The following is a 5,366-nucleotide window of genomic DNA, read 5'->3' on the forward strand; positions in this document are numbered from 1 at the left end:
CTTACCAAGCACCCCATTCTTCACTTTTCATTCATCATTCTTCATCCTAATGCGATCCGGTTTCATATCGTCGGCGGTTATCGATCCATTATTTTACCCGAATCTTGCGCCGACTCTGGGAACGTGGTGGGCGCCTTTTACCCCAGGTTCCTTTCATCGCACCGGGCCATCGCATTGAACCTGGGGCTAATCAAGATTCAGCCCTGTTGGGGCTGTACTTTATCTAAAGCCGTATATTGAAAAGGAATGGAAAGCATTAACAGCTCGGAATTAGCGGAAATTGGTAAGCCCCGCGCCTAATTTTTATTACCCCTACTGCTATGATTACAAAAAAAGTCCAAGATCCCTAACAACCTCAAAATCCAGTTAATTTGTGAAATTAGCGTAATTCCTGCCCGAAGCAGGCGGGCGTGGACCAAAAATTCCATTTCTTAAACAGAACAAAACTCCCAAACTTTCAAGTTTGTTTGTTCCCTTTCACCTTTCCCCTTTCCCCTCTTCAATCATCACTCTCCATTCCTAATTTTTCATTCATCAATCCAAAACTACCTCCTCAATCCGCCCAGTCTCCAAGTAACACAGATAACCCCTCACCGGCTTCCCACTCAATCTTCCTACCAGGTCCATGTACTCCAAAACCTGTTTCCCATACTTTTCATTGCCCCCCCCGGTCTTAAAATCCACTACAACTGCTTCCCTGTCTGATAAAATTGCCCGGTCAGGCCTTTTTTGCAGGCCACCGGGAAGCAAAATCCCCTGCTCTGCCAATAATTGCCCCTCTCCATCAAACCAAGAGGCAAAAAGAGGATTGGCAAAAAGCCCATCCAACTGCTCCTGTACCTCCTCCATCTCCTTTTTGTCCAATCGGCCTTCAAAATAAAAAGCCTCTAAATACTGCCTGACATCCTCCTTGTTTTTAGACTTTTCCAAAAGCTCATGAACCAAAATCCCAAAATCACGCTTTCTTCGCTGTTCCAAGCCCTCCTCTGAAAAATCTACTGCATACTTTCTCACTTGCAAAAGCTTGGACCAATTTTGGTATGCCCAACGCAAAGGAATGGGTTTGGGCTTGTCCACTGATGCCGATACCTTTCCCTTCCAGCTTCCTAGATCAAAAACCTTTTGCTCAGGATCATAAACAGCAGATAAATCATTACCTGCCTCTTCCCCAAGCCCATTACTCAAAACCGTCTGTAACTGAAATGCCAGCTGATTCTTGGATCCCTCTGTTTCCTTTACAGTATATGGACTCAGGCTCCAAAATACCTCCTCTGCCCTTGTCAAGGCCACATATACCAAATTAAGCGCATCCAAATAGGCCAAAACTTCCTCAGCTGCATAAATATCAACAAAATCTGACTTGGAAAGATCCTTGTTCAAAGATAAGGGTATCACCGCAGCTAAGCCGGATTCTGAATCCTCAAATGGGGACCAAACCACATTGCGCTTGCTGGTATCGAATATTTTCCAATCCAAAAACGGCATGATCACCGCCTTAAACTGTAAACCCTTGGACTTGTGAATCGTCATAATACGCATCGCATTATGACTTTCCGGAACTTTCACCGTGCGCTTGCCCTGATTGGCCTCCCACCATTCCAGGAAACCTGCCAAATCTGCCCGGTTGTTTTTGGTATAATCATAAATGGCTTCTTTGAATCCGGATAAATAGGCGCGTTCCAAACCTTCGGACTGTAGATCCAATAATCCGATCAACTCCTCCAAAGTCTCGATCAAAGGCAATTGCAACAATTGCTTCTCCATGGCTTGGAAAGCATGGGCCTGCTCCTGCAAATGATCAGGAACCTGATCCAATGCAAATAACGCATGGTCTACCACTTCTTCTTTGAGCAAGGACCTGTAATACCACATGGTTTTGAAAGCTACAATATCATCCGGGCGGTGCAGGTATTGCAGACCGGCTACAAGCGCTTTCACCGAAGCTGATTTTTGCAGGTACATGGACTCATCCGAAAGTACATCAAAACCATAAGGCAAATCCGGATTGGAGGCGGCAAAGTCCATCAAACAATCTGCAATGGCCTCTCCCTCAGTTTTGGTGCGTACCAAAAAGGCTATATCCCTTAGCAGATAGCCCCGCTCTTGCAGCTCCATCACCATCTCTGGGATTTTTTCCAAGGCCTGTTCGGCAAACTTGATTTTCTCCTCCTCTTCCTTTTCTTCAAGAAACTCCAAGCGGATTTTGCCCTTAAATACGGACTTTCTCTTGGATGGGGAAATCTCCTGATTCACATCCTGATAAGCCTTCTCTAAAACACCGGAAATAGCTGCCTCATTCTTACCCGTCAATGCATTTGTAAAGGCAATAGGCAGTTTTCTAAAAAGCGCATTATTGAAGGAAACAACATGAGGCAGACTTCTGTAATTGATGCCAAGGTTGCGGTTGTCTACATACTCCCCACCAAGCTGCCGCTCCACCTCCTCTAAGAGCAGGCGCATCTCCCCCCCACGCCAGCGATAAATGGATTGCTTTACGTCCCCCACCAACAAATTGGTATGCCCTTGGGACAATGAATTTTCCAACAAAGGCTTGAAACTGGACCACTGAAAACCGGAGGTGTCCTGAAACTCGTCAATCAGGTAATTTTTGTACTGATTGCCGACCTTCTCATATATAAACGGCGCATCATTTTCCTTGGTAATCTCTTTCAAAAACTCATTGGCATCAGAAATCAAAAGTATATTTTCTTCATCCTTTAACAAGGTCAATTCCTCAAGCAGGTTCCTGAAAATTCCATACACAAATAAATTCCGCGAAATGGCCTGCACCGTCTTCCACTGTACCAAAAGTAGGGGAAATTGCCCCAGAATGTTACCCAAGCCTTCATGGTATGCAGCTTGAATCGCATCCGCCCTTTTACTGGTTTTACTGGCCCAGTCCTCCCCATTATCTGCCAAAGCCTCCTGACTGGGACTGAGCTCGGGAATGGGATCCTCCTTATCACCCAACTTGTCAAACTTCTGGGCAAATGACCTGCTCCCTCCTTTAAAATCCTGCCATTCAAGACCATTCGCAATGCGGATCCGGTTGGCTTCATTTTTCATCTCTTTCGCCAACTTGATAATCGCCTGCCTGCGTTTCACACCAAGGCCGTGCAGCTGCTTCATTTTATCCTTTTCCCCCAAAAAAGCCCTGATTTCCTGAGCATACTTTTTAAAATCCTCCTGGAACAGCTCCTTGCCCAACTCTTTAATTTTCCTGCGGATATCCCAGGAATTTCCCCTTTGAATTTCTTCAGTCGCATAATCCACCAGCCAACGGTGCAGTTCCGCATCATCCATTACCTTCTCCACTACCCTATCCACCACCCGGTCCAATACAGCCTCCTGATCCAATTCAACCTCAAATTTGGCATTCAGATCCATTTCCCTGGCAAAAGCCCTGACCACCTTTTGAAAAAAACTGTCTATGGTACTGACGGAAAACCTGGAATAATCATGCAGAATCATCGTCAGGGTCTGCTTGGCCTGTCTTCGCAAAGCCTCCTCATCCAAGCCCAGAGCCTCCATCAACTCCAGATCCATAGATTCACTGGGATTTACTGCCTTACTGAGCCGCTTCAATTCCTTAAGGATACGCTCCTTCATTTCCTGAGTGGCCTTGTTGGTAAAAGTAACCGCCAAAATCGATTTGAAAGCATCCGGATAACGAAGCGCCAATTTCAGGTATTCCTTGGTCAGGGTATAAGTCTTCCCGGAACCTGCTGAAGATTTATAAATAATAAATGGTTTGACAACACGCTTCATGGACAAAAATGATTTTTACCAAATCAAAATAATTATCCCCCAAAAACAAAATGTATGACAAAGGTTGTCAGAGAATTTTCATTGATTTTCTTACTTCATCTCAAAGTCATCAAATTAATGGGATCGAAAGTAATTCAACTTGAAAAGTCTTTTGCCAGATAAGGATTAGGATTTTCGCCAACTTTCTGCTGTTCTTTAATCGGAGGGAAACTCAAAATTACCTCTGTTCCTTCTCCAATACGGCCTTGGATGCTGATTTTCCCCTGATTCATATGCATAAATTGTTTGACCAGAAACAAACCAAGACCTGTACCCAATTCTTTGTCTGCTCCCAATCTGGATTCCACAAAAGTCGTTGCCTTTTCTAATTGAATCCGTCTACTTTCCTCCATCCCCACACCAAAATCCAGGATATGCAAATTTAAAAAATCATCATTTTTGGATAGAAAAATTTGAATATCCTGTCCTTTACTACTGAATTTGACTGCATTGTAAAAAATATTCTGTAGTACCACAATCAATTGGACCCTATCAAAAAGAACTTTATCAAAAAATTCAGATTTTCTCAGAAAAACCTTGATCCCTTTCATTCTGCATTGGTTTTCAAAATTATCAATCACTTCCTGCATGACATCCAAAAGCCCTACCAATTCCTGTTTGGATTGAATGCCTCCCATCTGGGTCTTGGCCCAACTGAGAAGATTTTCCATCATTTTTTCAGTTTTGTCTACCTGTAGATAAAGCAAGGGAATGGCTTGTTGCAGTTCCTCCTTATTCATCATCTCATCACTGTTCATTTCCAAAAACTGTTTGACCGTGGCTATCGGTGCTTTGAGGTCATGGCTCAAAATCGAGAAAAGTTTGTCTTTAGCCAGATTCATTTCATTCAAAGAAATATTTTGTTGGGTGATAAACTTTTTTTGTTGCTCTAATTCTGAATTTATAGATTTCAGCTGTTCACCAAAACGGGTTTTAAGCCGTAGGTTTCTGCGGTAGGAAAATAGCAGACCTAGCAACAGGGCAATTAGTAAAATCAGTCCCCACATAAAATAGGAATTGAACTTGGCCTTTTGTTCAATCATTTGCTTTTCCCTTTGAAGCCTTTCATTTTCTACTTTGGATAGCTGTAGTTTCAAAAAACTGATTTCCTGACTTTTCTCTCTATTGTAAAGGCTATCTCCGTAAGCTTTATTGAGTTTGGCAAATTGAAGGGCCATTTCGGTATCCTCCAGCCCTTCATACGCCTCCAATAGGATCTTTGTAGCCCTTTCCATATCCCAAAAAACCCCCATTCCTTCGGCAATTTGTAAGCTTTTTTGACCATTTTCTATAGCAGATTGGAAATCCCCTTTTTGGAAATCCAGTTCAGCCAATCCGGAAAAAAGAAAAGTCCTCTCCCAATTGTTCAATTGAGCCTCTTTATCCAAAAGCGCAGTGTAATACCATCTAGCGGAATCATATTGCTGTAACTCATAATATACCCGACCAAGACGGTTATAATTCATATTAATGTGGATTTGATCATCTAAATCCAGCGCCATTTCTTTGCTCATCTGAAGTGCCTGCAAGGCCTCTTCGTATTCTCCCAATTCAGAAAG

At 43.2% G+C, this 5,366-nt stretch carries 2 protein-coding genes; both read right to left on the reverse strand.

The window, feature by feature from the left end; translation table 11 throughout:
- Positions 1-534: 534 nt before the first annotated feature.
- On the reverse strand, positions 535-3,768 hold the full coding sequence (locus QZT73_RS01185) for a UvrD-helicase domain-containing protein (RefSeq protein ID WP_291786200.1): 3,234 nt from the start codon (positions 3,766-3,768) through the stop codon (positions 535-537).
- Positions 3,769-3,902: 134 nt separating this feature from the next.
- On the reverse strand, positions 3,903-5,366 hold a 1,464-nt coding region (locus tag QZT73_RS01190), incomplete at its 5' end, for a tetratricopeptide repeat-containing sensor histidine kinase (protein WP_291786202.1).

The sequence above is a fragment of the Cecembia sp. genome, from assembly GCF_007126775.1.
Taxonomy (GTDB): Bacteria; Bacteroidota; Bacteroidia; order Cytophagales; family Cyclobacteriaceae; genus Cecembia.

What these genes read in the sequence shown, in the direction of transcription:
- QZT73_RS01185 (WP_291786200.1), bottom strand. Translation starts at nt 3,768, where the DNA reads ATGAAGCGTGTTGTCAAACCATTTATTATTTATAAATCTTCAGCAGGT.